Origin of the sequence: Stenotrophomonas sp. GD03777 (genome assembly GCF_029842485.1) — a bacterium.
Taxonomy (GTDB): Bacteria; Pseudomonadota; Gammaproteobacteria; order Xanthomonadales; family Xanthomonadaceae; genus Stenotrophomonas; species Stenotrophomonas sepilia.
The window spans coordinates 1-20,813 of the sequence record NZ_JAOCGL010000075.1 but is presented as its reverse complement, the minus strand read 5'-3'; the positions used below and the strand labels follow the sequence as shown (position 1 = coordinate 20,813).

Genomic DNA, 20,813 nt, shown 5'->3' with positions numbered 1-20,813 from the left:
CTGGCGCGGCGGCGCCGCCTTCCAGCTGGTCGAGGAAGGCGACCGCGCGGCGCAGGTGCGGGATCACGATGGAGCCGCCCACCACCAGGCCGACCGAGAAGGTCTCGAAGAACTCCTCGCGGGTCACCCCGGCGTCCTTGCACTGGGCCACGTGGTAGCTGATGCAGTCGTCGCAGCGCAGCACCATCGAGGCCACCAGGCCCAGCAGCTCCTTGGTCTTCACGTCCAGCGCGCCGGCCTGGTAGGTCTGCGTATCCAGCGCGAAGAAGCGGCGCACCACCTGGTTCGGTTCGCCCAGGATGCGCTCGTTCATGCGCTTGCGGAACTCGGTGAACTCGGCGATGCGGTCCTTGCTGCCGTCGTCGGCCGCGCTCATGCCTGGCCCTGCCCGGCCAGCAGCGGCTCGAGCTTGCCTTCACGGTGCAGGGCCATCATGTCGTCGTAGCCGCCGACATGGACGTCGCCGACGAAGATCTGCGGCACGCTGGTGCGGCGGGTCAGCGCCATCATCTTCTCGCGCTCGGCCGGGTCCAGGTCAATGCGGACCTCGGTCCACTGCTGGCCCTTGCTCTTCAGGAAGTTCTTGGCGGCCACGCAATACGGGCAGACGGCAGTGGAATAGATGGTGATGGCGGGGGCACCGCCGGCGGTCTGGGCTGTCACGGGAAACTCCACGATGGATCGACGGTCTACATATGGTACCGGTGCGCTGGAATTTCCACGCCACGGCCGCAACACTGTGGATTAACGAATGGTTGCCCCCCGCCCTGCCACGCTTGGCGCGCCCCGCCCGAGGACCTTCTGCTTGCGAGCCCTGCTGCTGACTACCGCCGTCACCCTGGCCCTGGCCATGCCGCTGGCCCAGGCCCAGGAGAAGCTGCCCGACATCGGCTCTTCGGCCGGCGAGCTGCTGACCCCGGCCCGCCAGGCCGAGTACGGCGCGATGATGCTGCGCGAGCTGCGCAACTACGGCTACCTGCTGGAAGATCCGCTGGTCAACGACTGGCTGCAGACCATGGGTACCCGGCTCGGCTCCAACAGTGACCAGCCGCGGCAGCCGTACACCTTCTTCGTGATGAACGACCGCCAGATCAACGCGTTCGCCACGCTGGGCGGCTACATCGGGGTCAATGCCGGACTGGTGCTGACCGCCGAGCGCGAGGACGAGGTCGCTGCGGTGCTGTCCCACGAAATCGCCCACGTCACCCAGCAGCACGTGCTGCGCGGTGTCGAGCGCGCCCAGCGCGACCAGATCCCGATCCTGCTGGGCATGCTGGCGGCGGTAGTGGCCGCCCAGGCCAGCAACAGCACGTCGTCCGGCAACGCGACGATGGCCGCGATCAGCTCGGGCATGGGCCTGATGCAGCAGCGGCAGATCAACTACACCCGCTCCAACGAGTCCGAGGCCGACCGCCTGGGCATCCGCACCCTGTCGCGCAGCGGCTACGACGTGGATGCCATGGCCGGCTTTTTCGAGCGGATGTCGGCAGCCATGCGCGGCAACGAAGGCGGCTACAGCGTGCCCGAGTTCCTGCGCACCCACCCGGTCAACATCACCCGCATCAGCGAGGCCAAAGCCCGCGCCGAGCAGATGAAGAAGGATACGGTGCTGCTCACCACCAGCACCCCCACCGGCGAGCGCAAGGAGCGGGTGGACCCGGCAGATCCCAGCCTGGGCGAGCCGCTGTTGCGCGGCAACAACCCGCTGCTGCCCGGCAGTGTGCTGCGCCTGCCGATCGGCCAGCTCAACCGTGGCGCCAGCGGTGACTTCGAGTGGGCGCGTGAGCGCCTGCGCGTGCTCAGCGCGGACTCCCCCCCCGAGCTGGAGCGCGAGTACGCCGACCTGGCCAAGCGGCAGAAGGACGGCCTCAACGATGCGCAGCGCTACGGCCAGGCGCTGGCGGTGATGCGCGGTGGCCGTGCCGGTGCCGGCCAGGCCCGGCAGACCCTGGCCGGCCTGCTGCAGAGCCACCCCGGCAACCTGTGGCTGGCGCTGGGCCTGGGCGAGGCGGAGTCGCGCGCAGGCCAGGCGGCCCAGGCCAACAGCCGCTTCGAGCAGCTGCTGCGCGAACACCCCAACAGCCGCCCGGTGGCACTGACCTATGCCGAGATCCTGAACGAACAAGGCAGCCGCGAAGCCGGCCAGCGTGCGCAGGCAATGTTGCGCCCCCTGCTGTCGCAAAGCGGTAACGATCCGGTCTTCCAGCAGCGTTTCGCCCGCGCCAGCGAGTTGGCTGGCGACAGCGTGCGCGCCAGCGAGGCCTATGCCGAGGCCGCCTTCCTCAGCGGGCGGCCAGAACAGGCGCTGATGCAGCTGCAGGCGCTCAAGCGCAACCCGGCGCTGGATTACATCGGCCGCGCGCGGGTTGACGCGCGCATCGAATCGATCACCCCGACAGTGCTGGAGCTGCGCCGGCAGGGCGTGCAGGACCCGGACCTGGACCGCCGCTGAGCACCGCATGACCGGCCGATGGCAATCCAGGTCGGTTCCGGCCGGGTAGTCACAAACATGTCATCAAACCGTAGTCTACTGGCACCACTCCAGTAACCGAGCCCTACGGTGTCCTCGTGCAGAAACGCATCCTGATCGTCGATGACGAGCCCGCGATCCGTGAAATGGTCGCCTTCGCCCTTCGCAAGGGCGATTACGAACCGGTCCACGCCGGCGATGCCCGGGAGGCCCAGACCGCGATCGCCGATCGCGTTCCCGACCTGATCCTGCTGGACTGGATGCTGCCCGGCACCAGCGGCCTGGACCTGGCCCGCCGCTGGCGCAAGGAAACGCTGACCCGCGAAGTACCGATCATCATGCTGACCGCCCGCGGCGAAGAGAATGATCGCGTCGGTGGCCTCGAGGCCGGTGTCGATGACTATGTGGTCAAGCCGTTCTCGGCACGCGAACTGCTGGCCCGCATCCGAGCGGTCATGCGCCGCGCCCGCGAAGATGACGAGGACGGCAGCGTAGCCGTCGGCCCGATCCGTATCGACGGCGCCGCCCATCGCGTGTTCGCCAACGACCAGCCGGTGCCGATCGGCCCGACCGAATACCGTCTGCTGCATTTCTTCATGACCCACCCGGAGCGCGTCTACACCCGCGCGCAGCTGCTGGACCATGTATGGGGCGGCAGCGTGTACGTGGAGGAGCGCACCATCGACGTGCATATCCGCCGCCTGCGCAAGACGCTGGAGCCGTTCAACGCCGAGAACATGGTGCAGACCGTGCGCGGCGCCGGCTACCGCTTCTCCACTGCTACCTGAGTCTCGTCGTGCCGGCACCGCGCACCTGCGGGTGCCGGTGCCGGCAACTCTGCTATAACCCTCGGTTCACCCCAGTGAACCGCCGCACCTCAACGACGAGATCGCAATGCCCCGCCACATCCGCTCTGCCTGGTTGAAGACCCTGGCCACCGTTGCCGCGGTGCTGCTGTTCGCCGGACTGGTGGGGTGGTTCACGGGCCATCTGTGGTTGTGCATCGCACTGGGCGCGCTGGCGGCCCTGGCCTGGCATTACTGGCGCCTGCGCAGCGTTCTGCGCCGGCTGACCGCTCGCCAGCGCTGGGACACCGCCGAAGAAGGCACCGGCGTCTGGAACGAACTGGACCGCCTGCTGTACCGCAACCAGGTGGAAATGCGCGTGCGCAAGCGCCGCCTGCTGGACATGCTGCGCAGCTACCGCGCTGCTGCCGCCGCGCTGCCTGATGCCGTCGTCGTGCTGGATCGCAACAGCCAGCGCGTGCAGTGGTTCAACGAAGCGGCTACCGCTCTGCTCGGCCTGCACCATCCCGGCGACCTTGGCGAGGCCCTGGTCGAACGCCTGCAGCCGATGCCGCTGGCGCATTGGCTGGCCGGCGGCCGCAATGCCGAGCCGATCCTGGACGTACCCTCGCCGGTCGATCCGGCGATCCGCCTGAACCTGCGCCTGATTCCCTACTCGTCGGACTATTGGCTGCTGATCGCGCGTGACGTCAGCAAGCTGCTGCGCCTGGAGCAGGTGCGGCGGGATTTCGTCGCCAACGTTTCACACGAGCTGCGCACGCCGCTCACCGTGGTCCACGGCTACCTGGACATGATGGACCCGGAGGATTTCCCGGGAACCGGACCGATGCTGGAAGAAATGCGCAAGCAGAGCCAGCGCATGGCCCAGCTGGTGGAAGACCTGCTGACCCTGTCGCGCCTCGAATCGCAGGAACACAGCGAGGACGAGACCGTGGCCATGCAGCCGATGCTGGCCACCCTGCGCCGCGAAGCCGAAGCGCACAGCCAGGGCCGCCACCAGATCAGCATCGACGACCTCGCCGGCGTTGACCTTCAGGGCTCGACCAAGGAACTGCACAGCGCATTCTCCAACCTGGTCACCAATGCGGTGCGCTATACGCCGGCCGGTGGCCGCATCGCGGTGGAGTTCCGCCGCGAGGGCGACGGTGCGGTGCTGGCGGTGCGCGATTCCGGCTACGGCATCCCGGCCACCCACCTGCCGCGCCTGACCGAACGCTTCTACCGTGTCTCCAGCAGCCGCTCGCGCGAAAGCGGTGGTACCGGCCTGGGCCTGTCCATCGTCAAGCACATCCTCGGCCTGCACCACGCGCGGCTGGAGATTGAAAGCGAAGTCGGCAAGGGCTCGGTGTTCTCCTGCCATTTCGATGCCGACCACGTGCGCCCGCGCGAGTCCGCCCCCCTGACCTCCCTCGAAGAATGACGCCATGAGCAGCCTCGGATCCCTCCCCCTCCCCGTGAGCCCGGACAACGATCCGTTGCGTGACCCGGCGCTGTACATCAACCGCGAGCTGTCGCAGCTGGATTTCAACTTCCGCGTGCTGGCCCAGGCGATGGACCCGCAGGTACCGCTGCTGGAGCGCCTGCGCTTCATGTGCATCTCCTGCACCAACCTCGACGAGTTCTTCGAGATCCGTGCCGCCGCCGTGCGCCACGCGCAGGAGTACGGCCTGCCACCCGCACCGGACGGGATGAGCCCGCAGGCCATCCTGAGCGCCATCCATGACCGCGCCGCCGAACTGGTGGACCAGCAGTACCGCTGCTGGAACGAGACGCTGCGGCCGGCGCTGATGGAGGCCGGCATCGGCGTGCTCGGCCGCCACTCCTGGACCGACCGCCAGAAGCGCTGGCTGCGCGCCTACTTCCGCAACGAGATCATGCCGGTGCTGTCGCCGCTGGGCCTTGACCCGGTGCACCCGTTCCCGAAGATCCTCAACAAGTCGCTGAACATCGTGGTGGTACTGAAGGGCACCGACGCGTTCGGCCGTGCCGGCCACCTGGCCATCGTGCGTGCGCCGCGCTCGCTGCCGCGCATCATCCAGCTGCCGGAAAAGCTCGGCGGGCCCCAGAACTTCGTGTTCCTGTCGTCGGTGCTGTCGACCTTCGTCGATGAGCTGTTCCCGGGCATGGAAGTCCAGGGCGCCTACCAGTTCCGCGTCACCCGCAATTCCGAGCTGGTGGTGGACGAGGAGGAAGTGGAAAACCTGGCGCTGGCGCTGCGTGACGAGCTGGTCGACCGCGGCTACCGGCCAGCGGTGCGGCTGGAGATCGCGCACGACATGCCGCGCGAGATCGTGCGGACCCTGCTGCAGAATTTCGGCCTGACCGAGAACGCGGTGTACCGCATCGATGGCCCGGTCAACCTCAACCGCATCATCCAGCTGTACGATCTGATCGCGCAACCGGACCTGAAATACCCGCCGATGACCGCGCGCACGCTGCGCGACAGTGACGGCATCTTCGAGACGGTGGCGCGCCAGGACCTGCTGCTGCACCATCCGTTCGACGCCTTCACCGCAGTGCTGGACCTGATCCGGCAGGCGGCAATCGATCCGAACGTGCTGGCGATCAAGCAGACCCTGTACCGCACCGGCAAGGACTCACTGATCGTCGATGCGCTGATCCAGGCCGCGCGCAACGGCAAGGACGTGACCGTGGTGGTCGAACTGCGCGCCCGCTTCGACGAAGAAGCCAACCTCGGCCTGGCCGATCGCCTGCAGGAAGCCGGCGTGCAGGTGGTGTACGGCGTGGTCGGCTACAAGACCCACGCCAAGATGCTGCTGATCGTGCGCCGCGAGGGCCGCAAGCTGCGCCGCTACGTGCACCTGGGTACCGGCAACTACCACAGCGGCACCGCCCGCGCGTATACCGACATCAGCCTGATCACCGCCGATGCGGACATCGGCAATGACGTGCACCTGCTGTTCCAGCAGCTGTCCGGGCTGGCGTCGAAGATGAAGCTCAAGCGCCTGCTGCAGTCGCCCTTCACCCTGCACACCGGCATCCTCGGCCGCATCGAGCGCGAGACGCGCATCGCCGCCGCCGGCCGCCCGGCGCGGATCATCGCCAAGATGAACGCACTGAACGAACCGCAGGTGGTGCGCGCGCTGTACGCCGCGTCGCAGGCCGGCGTGCAGATCGACCTGATCATCCGCGGCGCCTGCACGCTGCGACCGGGCGTACCGGGCATCTCGGACAACATCCGCGTGCGCTCGATCGTCGGCCGCTTCCTGGAGCACAGCCGCGTCTACTGGTTCGGCAACGACGGCGCACCGGAAATGTACTGCGCCAGCGCCGACTGGCTGGAACGCAACCTGCTGCGCCGGGTCGAGACCTGCTTCCCGATCCTCGATCCGGAACTGGCCAAGCGGGTCTACCGCGAAGTCCTGCAGAACTACCTTGACGACAACCTCAACGCCTGGGAACTGGACGCGCACGGCATCTACCACAAGCGTGCCCCAGCCCACGACGAAGCCCCGCATTCGGCGCAGATGGCGTTGATGCAGGGGCTCTGACCCTGCCCCGGTAGATCCCGACCGCTGGTCGGGGTTCGATCGCCACGGGGTCAGATCCCTTTCCTGCGGGAAAGGGATCTGACCCCTTGCAGTCCTGCGGCACGCCCTCTTCCAAAATGTGAAGGCCGCGCGGTGACGAGCACACCGCCCCTTCGGCTAACATTCGTCCATGCCGCATACCACCACGACTCCGCCCGCATTGCAGGATGGCGACCTGCTGGCCGCCATCGACCTTGGCTCCAACAGTTTCCACATGGTCATCGCGCGCTATACGCTCGGCCAGCTGCGGGTGATCGACCGCCTGCGCGAGACGGTGCGCATGGCCGATGGCCTGGATGGCAAGGGTGGTCTCTCTTCCGCTGCACGCCAACGTGCACTGGAATGCCTGGCCCGCTTCGGCCAGCGCATCCGCAATGTGCCGCCGCACCGGGTGCGCGCGCTGGCCACCAACACCGTGCGCCAGCTGCGCTCGCCGCAGTCGTTCCTGGTACCGGCCGAGACCGCACTGGGGCATGCCATCGAAGTGGTCAGCGGGCGCGAAGAAGCGCGCCTGATCTACCTGGGCGTGGCCCACGCGCAACCGCCCAAGCCCGGGCAGCGCCGGCTGGTGATCGACATCGGCGGTGGCTCCACCGAGTTCATCATCGGCATGGGCATGCAGACCCTGGAGCGCGAAAGCCTGCAGGCCGGCTGCATCGCCAGCACCCGGCGCTTTTTCCCCGGCGGCAAGCTGAGCAAGAAGCGCTGGAAGGACGCGCTGGCCGAGATTGGCCGCGAGTTCCAGCCTTTCGCCAGCAAGTACCGCGCGCTGGGCTGGCAGGAAGCGTTGGGCTCTTCGGGCACGCACAAGGCGATCAGCGAGATCTGCGCGACGATGAAGCTGAGCAAGGGCGCCATCACCGCCGAGGCCCTGCCGCAGCTGCGCGATGAACTGCTGAAGGCCAAGAAGATCGACGACATCCAGCTGCCGGGCCTGTCCAGCGACCGCCGCCCGATCATTGCCGGCGGCATCCTGGTGCTGGAAGCGGCCTTCCAGGCGTTGGGCCTGCAGAAGCTGCTGGTCAGCAAGGCGGCGATGCGCGAAGGCATCCTGTATGACATCGTCGGCCGCGCCGGCGAAAACGACCTGCGTGACGAATCGGTGGCTGCGCTCAGCCAGCGCTACGGTATCGATACCGTCCAGGCCGAGCGCGTGCAGGACACCGCGCTATCCCTGCTGGAACAGGTGCAGGAGCGCTGGAGGCTCGATGCCGACGATGCGCGCATGCTCGGCTGGGCCGCGCGCCTGCACGAGCTGGGCCTGATGATCGCGCACAGCGGCTACCACGTGCATGGCAGCTATGTGCTGGAACACTCGGATATCGCCGGCTTCTCGCGCCAGGAGCAGCAGATGCTGGCGGCTCTGGTGCGCAGCCACCGCCGCAGCGTGACCAAGACCGCCTTCGACGCCCTGCCCGAGCGACTGCTGCTGACCGCACGCCGGCTGGCGGCCCTGCTGCGGCTGGCGGTGCTGCTCAACCGCGCCCACGAAGACGATCCGCTGCCGGCACTGGAACTGACCGCCGACGACAACCGGCTGTCGCTGATCGTGCCGCAGGCCTTCATCGATGCCCGCCCGCTGCTGCGCGCGGACCTGATCGGCGAGACCGATGGCATCGCCGGGCTGGGCATCCAGTTCCGCCCGTTCGTGGCCTGAATACGCTGTCCGCTGTTGTCCACAGGACAACCGGGGTGACGCATTTCCCACTCCCACTTTGCGCAGTCTGGCGATTTTTTGTGCTGCTCCGCAACACAACGGCGTGCTGTGGGCAATCGCTGCCATCACGTAAGCACCTGCTTTTGTTCACGTTTTGTGAAGGCTGGCGCGGCCGCGTGACATAAATGGATACGAACCCTTTACAGAGCATTAACTAACGAGACTACTATCGGGTCACCGGCTCGGTCATCGACCCTGCTGGCTCCTTCGACGCCCCCTTTGGCGTCCTGTGCACGACCTGAGAGAGAGAGCTCGCCATGACTTCACGCACCACCGCACTGGGGCAGGCCATCCGCTACGCCCTGGCTACCACTGCAGCGCTGGCAGCGCTGCCCGCGTTTGCCCAGGAAGGCAGCAACGCCAACCCGACCAACCTCGACCGCATCGAGATCACCGGCTCGCGCATCCGCCAGGTGGACGTGGAGACCGCCCAGCCGGTGTTCGCGATCAGCCGCAACGACATCGAAAAGCAGGGGTTCAGCTCGGTTGCCGACATTCTGCAGAACGTCACCGCCATGGGCAGCCCGACCATCAGCCGCGCCAATGCGCTGACCGCAGGCGAAAACGCGGGCGGCACCTACATCGACATGCGCAACCTGGGCACCCAGCGCACCCTGGTGCTGGTCAACGGCAAGCGCCTGGGCATCAGCACGTCCGGCTACCAGGACATCTCCACGCTGCCGGTGTCCGCCGTGGAACGCATCGAGGTGCTGAAGGACGGCGCCTCTGCGATCTATGGCTCCGACGCCATGGCCGGTGTGGTGAACATCATCACCCGTTCCAATGTCACCGGTGTGACTGCCAACGTCTACCACGGCCAGTACAGCCAGGGCGACGGTGCACGCGACCGCTTCGACGTTGTCGCCGGCTGGAGCAATGAGCGCGTGTCGTTGACCCTCTCGGCCGAGCATGCCGAAGAGAAGGGCGTGTGGGCGCGCGATCGCGGCTTCAGCAAGTACGGCATGACCGATCGCCACCCGTACGACAGCAGCAACTGGACCACCATCAGCCAGTACGGCCAGTTCACGGGTCTGCGCGGCCCGGGCTGTACCGCCACTGCGGGTTGCGGCTATTCCCTCAACCGCGGCGCGGATCCCACCAACCCGGCCAATTACCACCTCACCGATACCACGCCTTTCACCGGTGACGTGAGCAACGCCAACGACCAGATGCATGTGATGTATCCGGTCAAGCGCGACTCGGTCTATTTCGACGGCCGCTTCAAGATCACCGACAACGTCAACTTCCGCACCGAGCTGGGCTACAACAAGCGTGAGTCCACCCGCCAGATCGCGGGCTATCCGCTGCAGTCGAGCACCGCCGGTGTCGGCTCGATGTCGATCAACAGCTACTTCAACCCGTTCGGCCGCCAGCACGGTTACGCCAACCCGACCGCCGTGGCCTGGAACCGCCGTACCTGGGAAGTGCCGCGCGTGACCACCAGCGAGCTGAAGACCTACCGCGCGGTGGCGTCGTTCGACGGTTCGTTCGAGATCGGCAGCCGCTACTTCGACTGGGAAGTGGGCTACCAGTACAACCGCAATGAACTGGAATCGGTGGCCACCGGCAACCTGCACAAGGGTCGCGTCGCCGGCGGCGTCGGCCCGTCGTTCTACAACGCCGCCACTGGCAAGGTGCAGTGCGGTACCGCAGCTGCACCGATCTCCTACGACGTGTGCAAGCCGTGGAACCCGTTGGTTCCGTACGGCACGACGGCTGCCGATGGCCTGTACGGCAACGAAGAACTGCAGGCGTGGCTGTTCCCGGAAGAGATCACCAAGGGCCGCACCACCTCCAAGAACTTCTTTGCCAACATCGCTGGCAGCATCGTCACCCTGCCGGCTGGCGATCTCGGCTTCGCCTTCGGCGTGGAAAGCCGCAAGGAAGAAGGCAAGTACACCCCGGATGCCCTGGCCCAGACCGGCGCTACCACCAACCTGGCCGCAGGCCCGACCGGCGGTGACTACACCGTCAACGAGGCCTACCTGGAAGTGAACGTTCCGGTGCTGGCCGACCTGCCGGGCGCGAAGGAACTGACCTTCAATGGCGCAACCCGCTTCTCGGACTACAACACCTTCGGCAACACGCTCAACAGCAAGTTCGGTTTCAAGTGGAAGCCGATCGACTCGCTGATGGTGCGTGGCACCTGGGCCGAAGGCTTCCGCGCACCGACCATCAGCGACCTGTTCGGTGGTGGTTCGGAGACCTTCGCGCAGTTCAGCGATCCGTGCGACACCCGTTTCGGTTCCTCGGCCTCCAGCGCCGAAGTCCGTGCACGTTGCGCACGCGACATCGCCAATGCGAATACCTTCCGCCAGCTCCGCCAGGGCGGCACCCCGGTGAACACGTCGACGGACGCGACGCCGGTGCCGTTCACCTCCGGGTCCAACCCGCTGCTGACGCCGGAAACCTCGACCAGCAAGACGCTGGGCCTGGTCTGGAGCCCGAGCTTCATCCAGGGCTTCAACGCCTCGCTGGACTGGTGGAAGATCCGCATCGACAACACGATCATCGCCGACACGCCGACCCAGATCCTGCAGGACTGCTATGAGTCGGGCATCGAAGCGCGCTGCTCGCGCTTCCAGCGTGACCCGGTGACCGGCATCGTGACCAACCTGAAGTTCGGCAACCGCAACGCGGGCTTCATGGAAACCGAAGGCTACGACCTGGATGTGAGCTACCGTCTGGACACCCGGTTCGGCAAGTTCAACGTGAACTCGGCCACCACCTACGTATCCAGTGCAACCTACCGCACCTCCAACGACAACTCGATCGTCCCGATCGTCACCAACGGCATCGGCAGCGCCTTCCGCGTCCGTTCCAACCTGGTGCTGGGCTACGAGCGGGGCAACTTCGGCGCGAGCTGGACCGCGCGTTACTACTCGGGCGTGAAGGAAACCTGCTCGAACATCGCGCTGTACCCGGACGAATGCTCGGATCCGGGTGTGTATGCACCGTGGTACAAGGGCGCCCGCAACTACAACGAGCGTGGTGCGGTCACCTTCCACGACGTGCAGGTGCGCTACTCGCTGCCGTGGGATGCCACCGTGTCGGTCGGTGCCAACAACGTGTTTGAAAAGACCGGCCCGATCATGTACAGCAAGCCGAACTCGGCCTTCTCGTACTACGGCGGCTACGACATCGGCCGCTTCGTCTACATGAAGTACCAGCAGCGCTTCTGATCCATCGCGCTGTGACATGAAGCACCAGGACCGCGGCCCTTCGGGGCCGTGGTTTTTTGTTGGCCGCAGCGCCCCTGCGGTGGCCGGCGCCCCCGTCATCTGACGGTCGCAAAGTGGTCATGTCGGCTACATCGCCAGGGCCGAGCATGCCGGAAACCGGGAGGCCCGCCATGCGCTATGCCATCGTCACCGAGACCTATCCGCCGGAAGTCAACGGCGTCGCCCTCACCGTACAGGGCCTGGAGCAGGGTCTGCGTGCAGCCGGACACGAGATCGACCTCGTCCGCCCCCGCCAGTCCACCGAAGCGCTGGATTCGGCACCCGGCACCTTGCTGGTTCCCGGCGCTGCCCTGCCCCGCTACCCCGGCCTGCGCTTCGGACTGCCAGCCCCGATCCGGCTGGGCCGCCATTGGCAGAATCAGCGTCCGGATGCGGTCTACATCGCCACAGAAGGTCCACTCGGCTGGTCGGCACTGCGTACCGCACGTCGCCTCGGCATTCCGGTCGCCAGCGGCTTCCACACCCGCTTCGACGAGTACCTGCCCGACTATGGCGTGGCATGGCTGCAGGCCGCGGCCATGCGCTGGATGCGCCGCTTCCACAACCAGGCGGACGCTACCTTGGTGCCGACCCGCGAATTGCAGCAGTTCCTCGGCGAACAGGGCTTCGAACGCGTGCGCCTGCTGGCCCGTGCGGTGGACAGCCAGCAGTTCGATCCAGGCCGGCGCGATCCTGCGCTGCGCGAGGAATGGGGCGTGGATGGCAACGGCCTGGTGGCGATCTATGTCGGCCGCATTGCTGCTGAAAAGAACCTCGACCTGGCGGTGAAGGCATTCCGCCGCCTGCAGCAGATCCGGCCCAAGGCACGCTTTGTATGGGTGGGTGACGGCCCGGCCCGCGAGAAGCTGGCACATGAAAATCCCGATTTCATCTTCTGTGGCATCCAGCGCGGCGATGCGCTGGCCCGCCACTTCGCCAGCGGCGATCTGTTCCTGTTCCCCAGCCGCAGTGAGACGTTCGGCAACGTGACTCTGGAAAGCATGGCCAGCGGCGTGGCCACCGTGGCCTTCGACTACGGCGCCGCGCGTGAGTACCTGCGCAACGGCGAGAACGGCGCAGCGGTGGACAGCGACGAGCAGTTCATCGAGGCCGCCGTGCAACTGGCCGCCGATGACGCGAAACGCCACGAACTGGGCGGCAATGCCGCACGCGCGATGAAGCGATTGCATCCACAACAGGTGGTGGCCGAGTTCGATGCGTTGCTGGCCGAGCTTGCGCAGTCGCGGAGGAGCGGCCATGCGCACCACGCCGCTTGAACTGCTGGCAGGGCGCGAGGCACGCTTGTGCCGGCGGGCGAACCACTACTGCCGGCGCCGCCGCGTGCGCCGCCTGTTCTCGGCCATCAGCCGTCTCGGCGATGGCGTGTTCTGGTATGTGCTGATGGCTGCGCTGGTGGTGCTGGATGGCTTCGATGGCCTGCGCGCCTCGGTGCACATGGCCGCCACCGGCCTGGCCGCATTGCTGCTGTACAAGGGCCTCAAGCGCTGGACGCGGCGCCCGCGGCCTTACGCGGCCGATCTTCGCATCCGCGCCTGGGTGGCACCACTGGACGAATTCAGCTTCCCCTCCGGGCACACCCTGCACGCAGTGTCGTTCACCATCGTCGCACTGGCCTACTACCCCTGGCTGGCACCCTTGCTGGTGCCGTTCACCCTCGGCGTCGCACTGTCGCGGGTGGTGCTGGGCCTGCACTATCCTTCCGACGTGCTCGCCGCCACGGGCATCGCCGTCCTGCTGGCTTCGGCCAGCCTGACCTGGCTGCCGCTGCCGGTGTAGCCCCGGGGTCAGATCCTTTTCCTTCGGAAAAGAGATCTGACCCCCACAATACCGGCGGCGCTACCATCATCATTGATGGCCTAGAATGCAGGCATGACCACGTTGTTCATATCCGACCTGCACCTGGACCCCAGCCGTCCGGAGATCACCGACCTGTTCCTGCGCTTCCTGCGCGAGCAGGCGCCCGGCGCCGATGCGCTGTACATCCTCGGCGACCTGTTCGAGGCCTGGATCGGCGACGACACGCCCTCTCCGGCCGCCGATGCGGTGGCCGATGCGTTGAAGGTGCTGTCCGACAGCGGCGTGCCCGTGTACTTCATCCGCGGCAACCGCGACTTCCTGCTTGGCGAGGACTATGCGCGCCGTGCCGGCCTGCGCATCCTGCCCGACCCGTGCGTGATCGAGCTGTACGGCCGCCCGGTGCTGCTGCAGCATGGTGACCTGCTGTGCACCGATGACATCCCCTACCAGCAGTTCCGTGCGCAGACCCGCGACCCGGTGTTCCAGGCGCAGTTCCTGTCGCAGCCGCTGGCTGCACGCATCGCCTTCGCGCAGAAGGCGCGCGAGGCGAGCCAGGCCCGCCAGTCGGAAATGAAGCAGGGCGATCGCGCGCAGTTCGAGACCGTCACCGACGTGGCCCCGTCCGAAGTCGATGCTACCTTCGTACGCCACGGCGTGGACACCATGATCCACGGTCACACGCACCGTCCGGCCATCCACGCACTGCAGGCCGGTGGACGCGATTGCATCCGTATCGTGCTGGGTGACTGGTACGAACAGGGCTCGGTGCTGCGCGTGGATGCCAGCGGCTGGTCGCTGGATACGCTCGCCCGCGATTGATGGATTGCAGGATGCCAACCAGGGTTGGCATCTACCCGAGCCGGTGAACGCGCCCGGGTAGACGCCGCCGCTTGGTCGGCGCTTGGCCTCAGCGGAAGGCCGCGATGGTGGCCTTGGTGTTGACCAGCACGCGCTGGTTGTCAGCGGTACTGGCATTGCCCATCGGGATGCCGTTGTAGCTGATGTTCGGGTTGGACCAGTAGTTCAGGCGCGGGCAGCTGCGGGTGCAGTTATAGGCCATGATAGTGCGCCAGCCGGTGCCGCTGGACGGCTCATAGCGGTAGCCGTGGCCATAGGTGTAGGGCGATGTGCTCGGGTCGGTGGCGATGTCATGCCGCGCGCTCTGCAGGTGGCCGATCTCATGCGCGAATGAGTAGTAGCCGGTCGCGCAATCCCAGTACACCGCCGCGAACGCCGTCGACGCGGTAGAGCCGATCCCCGAGGCCAGGCCGCAGTAGGCACTGTTGTTGATCAGCAGCACGCCGACATCGGCCGCAGTGGTGTTGCGGCTGGTGTGGATGCTGTCCATGTAGCCGTCGCTGGTGCCACGGAAACGCGACAGGTCGGTGGTGAAGTTGCCAGACTCGCTGTAGCTGGTGGTCTCGTAACCGGCCAGTTGCAGCGTCAGGCCGACGTTGCTGTTGCCGTAGCCCTGGTTGGACTCGGCCACCGCCAGCTGCACCAGCGACTGCATGTTGCCGCCATAGGCGGCGACGGCGGCATTGGTCGCTACCACCAGCACACGGATGGTCGCCGGCGTACCGGACGATGCCTGCGCGATGCCGATGCGATCGTTGTTGCCCATCGGGATCTTCGGCAGCTGGTTGTAGTCGGCCGGATGGTCGGCCGGCATCCGCGATTCATCCACTTCCACCAGCACGTGGCGGTTGCCCAACGGGCGCAGGCGATACAGCTTTCCATCCTTGCGGATCGAGCCGGTGACGGTGTCGCCCGAGCGCACCAGGATCAGCGAATTGCCGGGGTCGTCCTGGCCGTTGGAGGTGGCCGCGGTCAGTTTGTCCGAGGGCGAACGGAACTGGCCGTACCAGATGCTGCCGCCATCGGGCAGTGCTTCGACCTTGCTGCGCACCGCCTGCACCCGCCGGCCGAGCAGTTCGAATTCCAGCTGCGGTTGTGCAGTAGCTGCTGCATCGACACGCACTTCCTGTACCGTCGCCGTGGACGGGGTGGCCAGCAGCTTGCCCAGTGCGGGCTCGCTGTTTGCCGATGCGCGGCTGATGACCGTCACCGGCTCGAACAACGGTGCCGCATGCGCGGCCGCTGCCACCGACAAACCCAACACCAGGCCACCTGCCGCTTTGCCAATCGATCTGGACAACATTGCGTCGCTCCTTGAATGATGTGAACAGCGTTGATGCAGCACGACCCGGTGTGCCGGGTCTGGTCATATGGCCTGCGCGGGTCGTGTGAATTCAATAGGCGAGAGAAGTGAAAATCAGGATTTGTGATCGACCGCATCTGGGTTAAGTAAGGTCAAAAGCGTTACTACACGTCGCTAACACACCGCTTTCGCGCTACTGTGACGCAGCCACGACGGGGAATGCACATGGCACCATCGCAGGACACGGACGAAGATGTCGGCTTGCTGCGGATCGGGCTGTTCTTCGATGGCACCCGCAACAACGCACACAACCTGGCCCGTGGCAGGCCCCAGCTGCCGCAGCCGCGCCCGGCGCAGCTGCGTGCGGATGACGATTCGACCTACCAGAGCCGGTTGACCAGCAGCTACGACAATGGCCTGACCAACATCGCCCGCCTGCAGCAGCTGTACCCGGACAGCCGCAGCGGGACATCGGCGCCCCCGTCCCTGTCGATCTACGTGGAAGGTGTCGGTACCCGCGATGACGCCGACGACGACCTGATCGGACTGGCGTTCGGCATTGGCGCCAGCAGTGTGCGCGCCAAAGTGCAGCGTGCGCTGCAGGTGCTGCTGCCGGCGGCACTGGGTGCACTTGCTGCACGCTGGCAGCGACCACTGCGTGGCGTGCAGCTGGATCTGTTCGGCTTTTCACGGGGCGCGGCCGCCGCGCGCGATGTGGCCAACCAGTTGCAGGCCTGGGATCGCACCCGCTGGCGGCAGCTGTTGCAGGCCGCTGGCCTGTCCTGCACAACGGACTTCGCCCCGGCCGCTCCGCCGCTGCGCTTCATCGGCCTGTTCGACACGGTGGTTGCGGTCAGCGGTGGCCGCACCGACGAACAACCTCACCTCGCGCTGCATGCAGGCGTTGCCAGGCAGGTGCTGCAACTGAGCGCGCGTGACGAGCATCGCCAGCACTATCCATTGACCAGCGTGGCGCCAGCGTTCACCGAGATCGCACTGCCCGGCGTGCACGCCAACATCGGCGGCGGCTACAACCAGCTCGAAGAAGGGCCCAAGCTGCTCAGTCGCCCGCGCCGGCAGCTGCTGCGCCGCCCGAGCGTGGCCGAGTACCAGACGCCACCGCTGGCGATCCTGCAGGCGACCACGGCCTACGCCGAGGCGCAGGCCGACGCCGAGCGCTGGCGGCAGCAGTTGGGCCTGGACGAAAAGGAAGTCTGGGTGGATGTCTGGCACCAGTGGCAGCAACAGCGTCGCGCCGGCAGCCGCAGCGTAGTGCTGTCACCGGTGCTGTACGTGACGGCGGCCGTGGTGTTGCGCCGGCGCATCGACTGGCGCTACCAGCTGATCGCGCTTCAGGTGATGCAGCAGCATGCCATTGATGCCGGCGTGCGATGGACGGCCAATGCCAACGCAGTCCCCGGCTGGGAGCTGCCGTCCGCCCTGCAACCCATCGCACGACGACTGGTGGCCGGACAGCCACTGACGCAAACCCAGGAGGCGCTGTTGCGGCGGCGTTACCTGATGCAGTCGGCGCACTGGAACTTCGACGCGCTGGGCGACACCGCACTGACCTACGCCGCCGATGCCGGCGTCAGCGAGCTGCCGTACCGGCCGGGCCCCGGCCTGTTCTACATCAACCGGCCAACGGTGGATGGCAAGCGCGTGGTACTGCCGAACGCATGAAAAAGGGGACGGAGGGATCAAGTCGTTTTGGCACAAACGACTTGATCCCTCCGTCCCCTTTTCTTCAACCGGCCTGCTCGACCAGGTTGGCGAGTTCGTCCGCATCGAATCCGGCCAGCAGGCGCGCTTCCATGTTGAACGGCCCGTGCAGGTAGCCGCCGGCGTACTCCACCAGCAGCTCCTTGAAACGCGTGCGCGGCTCGGCACCGGCGCGGTCGCAGTACCAGCGATACCAGCGCGAACCGGCGGCAACATGCGCCACTTCCTCACGCAGGATCACCTCCAGCACATCGGCGGTTTCGCCATCGCCGACATTGCGCAGCTTCTCGATCATGCCCGGGGTGACGTCCAGGCCACGCGCTTCCAGCACGCGCGGCACCAGCGCCATGCGCGCCAGGCCGTCATGCGCGGTCTTTTCGCACATTTCCCACAGACCGTTGTGTGCGGGGAAATCCGCATAGTCGTGGCCATGCACCTGCAGGCGCTCGCGCAGCAGCATGAAATGCCGCGATTCGTCATCGGCACAGCTGACCCAATCAGCATGGAACGCCGACGGCAGGCCCCGGAACCGGTACACCGCGTCCCAGGCCAGGTCGATCGCGTTGAGCTCGATATGGGCGATGGCGTGGATGAAGGCAGCCCGCCCTTCCACGCCGCCCAGTCCACGCCGTGGTACCTCGCGCGGATGCACCAGCACCAGTCGTCCCGGACGACCCGGCATGCAGATCGGATCCGGCGGCGGCGCATCCGCGGCCACCTTCAGGCGACCGGCACGGAACGCGGCCGCATACGCCTGGGTCAATGCAACCTTGCGCAGCGGATCGGCTTCAGCCAGGCACTGCTGCGCAGCGCGCAGCAGGTCGCCACCAACGTCGGTCACATCCACCACGCCTGATCCTCAGGCGCGGCGCTTGTGCTTGGCATCGTCCGAACGCAACTGCTGGATGCGCTCGAAGTAGCCCGGCTCGATACCGGTCGGGTAGTGGCCGTTGAAGCAGGACGAATCGAAGCTGCGCAGCGCCGGGTTGCCTTCGCTCACCGCCGCTTCCATGTCTTCCAGGTCCTGGTAGATCAGCCAGTCGCAGCCCAGGTGGGCCTCGATCTCTTCCACCGTGCGGTTGTGCGCGACCAGCTCTTCGGCCGCCGGCATGTCGATGCCGTAGATGTTCGGGTAGCGCACCGGCGGCGCGGCGCTGGCCAGGTAGACCTTGCGCGCGCCGGCATCACGGGCCATCTGCACGATCTGCTGGCTGGTGGTGCCACGCACGATCGAATCGTCCACCAGCAGCACCACGCGGTTGCGGAACTCCAGGTGGATCGGGTTGAGCTTGCGGCGCACCGACTTCACGCGTTCCCCCTGCCCCGGCATGATGAAGGTGCGGCCGATGTAGCGGTTCTTGATGAAGCCTTCGCGGTACTTCACCCCGAGCACATTGGAGATCTCCAGCGCGGCATCGCGCGAGGTATCCGGGATCGGGATGATGGTGTCGATGTCGTGGTCCGGGCGCAGGCGCAGGATCTTCTCGCCCAGCTTGATGCCCATGCGCATGCGTGCCTTGTGCACCGAGACGTTGTCGATCATCGAATCCGGTCGCGCGAAGTACACGTATTCGAAGATGCACGGGGTGTGCTCGGCCGGCTCGGCGCAGATTTCCGAGAACAGCTCGCCGCGCGCGGTGATCACCAGCGCTTCGCCCGGCTGCACGTCACGCACGCGCTGGAAACCCAGCACGTCCAGCGCGGCCGACTCGGACGCCACGATGTACTCGTCGCCTTCTGCGTGGCTGCGCTTGCCCAGCACCAGCGGACGGATGCCATGCGGGTCGCGGAAGGCCACCAGGCCCAGGCCCAGCACCACGCTGACCACTGCATAGCCGCCCTTGCAGCGGCGATGCACGCCGGCCACCGCGCGGATCGCGGCTTCCGGGCTGAGCTGGCGCTGCTGCTCCAGTTCGTAGGCAAACACGTTCAACAGCACTTCGCTGTCCGAATCGGTGTTGACGTTGCGCCGGTCCTGTTCGAACACCTGCTGGCGCAGCGCCTCGGTGTTGATCAGGTTGCCGTTGTGGGCCAGCGCGATGCCGTAAGGCGAATTCACGTAGAACGGCTGTGCCTCGTCCATGCCTTCCGAACCTGCCGTCGGATAGCGCACGTGCGCGATGCCGACGCTGCCTTCCAGCGTGGACATGGTGCGGGCGTCGAACACATCGCGGACCAGGCCGGTGGCCTTCTGCACCCGCAGGCGGCTGCCATTGGCGGTGGCGATACCTGCCGCGTCCTGGCCGCGATGCTGGAGAACGGTCAAGCCGTCATACAACTGCCCGGCGACGTTCTGGTTGCCGACGATTCCGACGATGCCACACATGGTGCGAGGTCTCCGCTGGGCTGTGCCCAGTTACAAGGAAGGTGGCCGTACCTGGCCGCGGTGGTCGCCGCGCCTGCGGTCGACATTGGCCGGATCGTCCGGCTCGATACTGTCCGGCAGTGCTGGGGCGTCCGGGCGCACTTCGGCCGGATCGTATGCATCGCCCTGTTCCGCTTTCGCGGGCCGCAGCCATCCGCCGCCCGCCACTACCTGGTTGAGGATGCCATTATCGCCTGCCGCGCCCGGCTTTCCCAACCCGGCGCCTGCGTTCTTCCCCAATTCCATCAATGCAGATGGGGACAGCATGTCGGTCGGCAAGGCCTTGGGCAGCATGTCGGCGCCGGGTACCTGCCAGTGCGGCAGCTTCCCGTTCATCCAGGCCACGGCCGGATTCAGCACCGGGCGAACCGCCGAGCGCTTCCAGGAGGGCTCGGCGGTCAGCGGGGTGAAGCCGGCCAGCAGCACCAGGATCGCCGCGATCAGGCCACCGCGCACGGCCCCCAGTACACCGCCCAGCAACCGGTCCAGGCTGGTCAGCATGCTGCGGTGGATCATCGCCTTGATGACCATGCCGATCACCGCGACCACGATCATCACGCCAATACCCACGCCCAGGTAGCCGCCGACGAAATGTTCGCCGCCAGGTGCCGCGGGTGCCGCCCACCAGCGCGCGGCATCGTTGCCGAAGGCGAAGGCCGCCCACGCGGCCAGCAGCCACGACAACGTGCCGATGACGATTCCCACGAAGCCACGCAGCATCCCGAGCAGGGTCGAGGCAGCGATCACGATCAGCAGCACCACGTCGATCATGGCGCCCCGCTCCTTCGGCGGCGCTGGCAACGGGCCTGCACGTCGGTCATGGGTGCGGTCGGACCATGCCGGCGACGCCAACCTTGGCGGCGACCTGCGCCTTCAGCTGTTCGGCGTCAGCCCGGTTGGCCACCGGTCCGACACGGACGCGATGCAGGGTGCCCTTTTCGGTACGCACCTGCTCGACGAAGGCGCTGAAGCCGGCAGCACG

17 protein-coding genes are annotated in these 20,813 nt (G+C 66.6%); 10 read left to right on the top strand and 7 right to left on the bottom strand.

All coding sequences use genetic code 11. The annotated features are described in order from the left end of the window. The coding region (locus N5E02_RS15020; protein WP_279946434.1) for a carboxymuconolactone decarboxylase family protein at positions 1 to 376 on the bottom strand (376 nt) is incomplete at its 3' end. After that, entirely contained in the window at positions 373 to 663 is a 291-nt protein-coding gene (gene grxC / locus N5E02_RS15015) for a glutaredoxin 3 (protein WP_004154541.1), read from the bottom strand. The genes N5E02_RS15020 and grxC, both read right to left, overlap by 4 nt. A gap of 88 nt (positions 664 to 751) precedes the next feature. Here grxC and N5E02_RS15010 point away from each other — a divergent pair, with 88 nt between their 5' ends. The 9 genes from N5E02_RS15010 to lpxH all read left to right on the top strand — a co-directional run bounded on the left by N5E02_RS15010 (position 752) and on the right by lpxH (position 14,402). Beyond that, positions 752 to 2,452 (top strand): M48 family metalloprotease, encoded by a 1,701-nt coding sequence (locus tag N5E02_RS15010; RefSeq protein WP_196769529.1) that lies wholly within the window; start codon positions 752 to 754, stop codon positions 2,450 to 2,452. A gap of 116 nt (positions 2,453 to 2,568) precedes the next feature. After that, a complete protein-coding gene (gene phoB, locus N5E02_RS15005; RefSeq protein ID WP_005408258.1) occupies positions 2,569 to 3,258 on the top strand; it encodes a phosphate regulon transcriptional regulator PhoB in 690 nt (229 codons plus the stop codon). 106 nt (positions 3,259 to 3,364) lie between these two features. After that, positions 3,365 to 4,696 (top strand): phosphate regulon sensor histidine kinase PhoR, encoded by a 1,332-nt coding sequence (gene phoR, locus N5E02_RS15000; RefSeq protein WP_235649462.1) that lies wholly within the window; start codon positions 3,365 to 3,367, stop codon positions 4,694 to 4,696. A gap of 4 nt (positions 4,697 to 4,700) precedes the next feature. Then, on the top strand, positions 4,701 to 6,788 hold the full coding sequence (ppk1, locus tag N5E02_RS14995; RefSeq protein ID WP_032953971.1) for a polyphosphate kinase 1: 2,088 nt from the start codon (positions 4,701 to 4,703) through the stop codon (positions 6,786 to 6,788). 169 nt (positions 6,789 to 6,957) lie between these two features. Next, a complete protein-coding gene (gene ppx / locus N5E02_RS14990; protein WP_005415458.1) occupies positions 6,958 to 8,484 on the top strand; it encodes an exopolyphosphatase in 1,527 nt (508 codons plus the stop codon). 317 nt (positions 8,485 to 8,801) lie between these two features. Beyond that, positions 8,802 to 11,726, top strand: coding sequence for a TonB-dependent receptor (locus tag N5E02_RS14985; protein ID WP_005415457.1), 2,925 nt, complete (start codon positions 8,802 to 8,804; stop codon positions 11,724 to 11,726). Positions 11,727 to 11,896: 170 nt separating this feature from the next. Then, on the top strand, positions 11,897 to 13,042 hold the full coding sequence (locus N5E02_RS14980; protein WP_065185790.1) for a glycosyltransferase family 1 protein: 1,146 nt from the start codon (positions 11,897 to 11,899) through the stop codon (positions 13,040 to 13,042). Then, positions 13,023 to 13,562 (top strand): phosphatase PAP2 family protein, encoded by a 540-nt coding sequence (locus N5E02_RS14975; protein ID WP_065185789.1) that lies wholly within the window; start codon positions 13,023 to 13,025, stop codon positions 13,560 to 13,562. Before N5E02_RS14980 ends, N5E02_RS14975 begins: the two co-directional genes overlap by 20 nt. 93 nt (positions 13,563 to 13,655) lie before the next feature. After that, complete coding sequence (lpxH, locus tag N5E02_RS14970; protein ID WP_005415454.1) at positions 13,656 to 14,402, top strand: UDP-2,3-diacylglucosamine diphosphatase; 747 nt, start codon at positions 13,656 to 13,658, stop codon at positions 14,400 to 14,402. An 88-nt stretch (positions 14,403 to 14,490) separates the two neighbouring features. Here lpxH and N5E02_RS14965 read toward each other — a convergent pair whose 3' ends face one another. Further along, on the bottom strand, positions 14,491 to 15,744 hold the full coding sequence (locus N5E02_RS14965) for a M12 family metallo-peptidase (RefSeq protein WP_065179517.1): 1,254 nt from the start codon (positions 15,742 to 15,744) through the stop codon (positions 14,491 to 14,493). A gap of 225 nt (positions 15,745 to 15,969) precedes the next feature. On the opposite strand from N5E02_RS14965, the gene N5E02_RS14960 reads away from it, so the two are divergent. Next, on the top strand, positions 15,970 to 17,427 hold the full coding sequence (locus tag N5E02_RS14960; RefSeq protein ID WP_279946432.1) for a DUF2235 domain-containing protein: 1,458 nt from the start codon (positions 15,970 to 15,972) through the stop codon (positions 17,425 to 17,427). A 64-nt stretch (positions 17,428 to 17,491) separates the two neighbouring features. Here N5E02_RS14960 and N5E02_RS14955 read toward each other — a convergent pair whose 3' ends face one another. The 4 genes from N5E02_RS14955 to N5E02_RS14940 all read right to left on the bottom strand — a co-directional run. Further along, positions 17,492 to 18,316 carry a ferritin-like domain-containing protein gene (locus N5E02_RS14955; RefSeq protein WP_279946431.1) on the bottom strand — a complete coding sequence of 275 codons (825 nt, stop codon included), beginning with the start codon at positions 18,314 to 18,316 and terminating at the stop codon, positions 17,492 to 17,494. A 9-nt stretch (positions 18,317 to 18,325) separates the two neighbouring features. Beyond that, entirely contained in the window at positions 18,326 to 19,792 is a 1,467-nt protein-coding gene (purF, locus tag N5E02_RS14950; RefSeq protein ID WP_049414284.1) for an amidophosphoribosyltransferase, read from the bottom strand. A gap of 30 nt (positions 19,793 to 19,822) precedes the next feature. Continuing rightward, entirely contained in the window at positions 19,823 to 20,602 is a 780-nt protein-coding gene (locus tag N5E02_RS14945; protein ID WP_005415448.1) for a CvpA family protein, read from the bottom strand. Between the two features lie 46 nt (positions 20,603 to 20,648). Beyond that, positions 20,649 to 20,813 (bottom strand): SPOR domain-containing protein (locus N5E02_RS14940; protein ID WP_279946435.1); only part of this gene is annotated, 165 nt, incomplete at its 5' end.